At 47.8% G+C, this 2,200-nt stretch carries 1 protein-coding gene; it reads right to left on the bottom strand.

What is annotated here, in order from left to right; genetic code table 11:
* Positions 1 to 10: 10 nt before the first annotated feature.
* Positions 11 to 1,867, bottom strand: a complete 1,857-nt coding sequence (locus GAC_RS03190; RefSeq protein ID WP_241760140.1) for a hypothetical protein — start codon at positions 1,865 to 1,867, stop codon at positions 11 to 13.
* Positions 1,868 to 2,200 lie beyond the last annotated feature (333 nt).

Below are 2,200 nucleotides of genomic sequence, written 5' to 3'. Positions count from 1 at the left end.
CCATCTAGCATTATGTCCGAGCCGTCAAAGCTACAACCAGGGTAAAATAATGAATATAGCGCGGCAATTTTCTCCAGATTTCCTGATTGTAGCGTGACTGGACTTCCAGCGGAGGCATGACCTTTCTCAAGACCGGGGCCACATTTTCAATTAGTGCACTTTTAAAGTCTTGGCTCTCCATAATAAGCCGGATACCATCCGCGTTCATGGCATGGATCAAGTCTTCCCTGTTGATGGCATTGTATAGCTTGGCTACCACACTCGAAAGTGTAGTAGAAAAGCGCAACAGCGGCATAAGGTGTTGTGTTGCATTCTTGCCGATCCTCTCAAGCACGTCGCGGGTCTCAGGGCCGCTGGTGACGCCAGCTCTTACACACTGATACGCTATGATGTTGCTAAGTAAGGCGTTATAATGCTCAGCCATATACACTGAGGCCTTATGTCCCGTGCTCAGCAGTAGGGAATTCACCCTATGCGCATCTCTGGCAATAAGGTGCTTCATGTATTGGTAGAAACCTTGATAGTCTCCCGCATGTAGTATGTCATGAATGTTTGTGTATTCGTCATCCAGATACTCCAATATTGAGAGCACTGTAGCATCCGCCTCCTCTTCCTGAGGGGACGAACGTTTGAGTGATTCTAGATGCACCAAATACGAAAATATAAATCTCAAAACCGTATTTGCTACACTCTTGGCAGCTATACTCTCCGGACTGACGGGAGTGTGGCTTGTGGATAGTAGATCTTGAAATACTTGGGCGTTGAGCCGCATTCTCGACGCCACATCTACGCCATATGTATAGCTGTCTACAGATATAGCGCCTGCGGCATAGCGGTTGACGGTTATCAGCCTGGTGCTGCGCACTTCATCAACTACTGCCCGGCCCCGCTGGAAGTCTACAGAGCGCGCAAATTTGCATACCGTGCGAGTTACCTTTGGCCTAAGGACACCAGGTATATAACTGCCACCCATAAGCTCTGAAAGTAAGGAGTTACAAAGCAATGAGTAGACGGTACCTGCGCTAATGCTGACCTTTGAGAACTTTTGTATATTATCAGCCAATAGCGCCGCAAGTTTGTAGGGGTTACCAAACGGTTCGGTTGCCAGTAGATTCTTACAGTAGTTGCTGTCAAGGGTCACGCGCTTTTCTACAGGAGCAGAGTCTTCCGACGGTGGGTTCGAGCCGCCGCCACTCCCACTTTGAATATTCCCCGCAGAAGTATGCGGGGTTGTATTTGGAGCTTTGGGAAGTTGACCGTTCTGTTTTGAAGCTTGCTCTGGGGCCGGTACAGGACCTTTGGCGGGAACGTTGTTATTCGCTTGAATAGGCCCAGAGCCCACTAAAGCAGCGGCAGTAACTGCACCATCTTGCCCTGTTGAAGCTGGCGTAGAAATTTTGTCGTTCGCCGGAATAAACTCAGGACTCTCTGCAGCGTCTGGAGCGCGTTCGTCTTCCTGCTCTGCTGTTGGCATCTTGGAAAGTTGGCCATTCTGCTTTGAAGCTTGTTCCGGAGCCTGTGTGGGAACTTTGCCATTTGCCTGAGTAGGCCTGAAACTCTCTGAAGCATTTATAATGCGTTCACTATCTTGCTCCGCTGAGGTTGGGGACATCTTAGTAAGCTGGCCGTTCTGCTGCAAAGCTAGCCCTGGAGTTTGTGTAGAAACTTTAGGAGGCTTGCCTGGTCTTACAACAGGTTTTGCAATTTTAGCCCCCGCCAAACTGGGCCTCGTTACGGAAACTTTTTGCTTCGCAGACGCCCTAGAACTATGCAGCTCACATAACCTCGTACCGCGTGCCCCAGTACTTCCGGTACCCACAGCTTCAACACCATTAGTAGCTGCTAAAGACCACTTTGTAGGACTCACAGATGAACTGCGTGTAGCAGCACCCTGTGGCGACTGTGCCCTGTCCCTCAATGTACTCTCGATATCACCATTTGACAGGCATCGGCGTGCCATGGTGCGCGCATACACACCCTTGCCATTTTGCAGTGATCGATTTTGCGCAGGCTCAATAGCGTCACTTTTTAGCGGTTCTTTACGATACATACCATTTTAAGAAGTTTAGCAATTTACCTGTGAATCTTAACATTTCTTAAAATAATATGCACATTATTTAACTAATATTAAAGAGTTATACCAACACCAGCGCAGATATTCTTAATACTTTAATTAAAAATCCTTAATAACTTAAAATAT

It is taken from the genome of Anaplasma marginale str. Florida (assembly GCF_000215485.1).
Classification (GTDB): domain Bacteria; phylum Pseudomonadota; class Alphaproteobacteria; order Rickettsiales; family Anaplasmataceae; genus Anaplasma; species Anaplasma marginale.
Note: the sequence above shows the minus strand (reverse complement) of the source record. Positions and strands in the feature narration are given on the sequence as shown.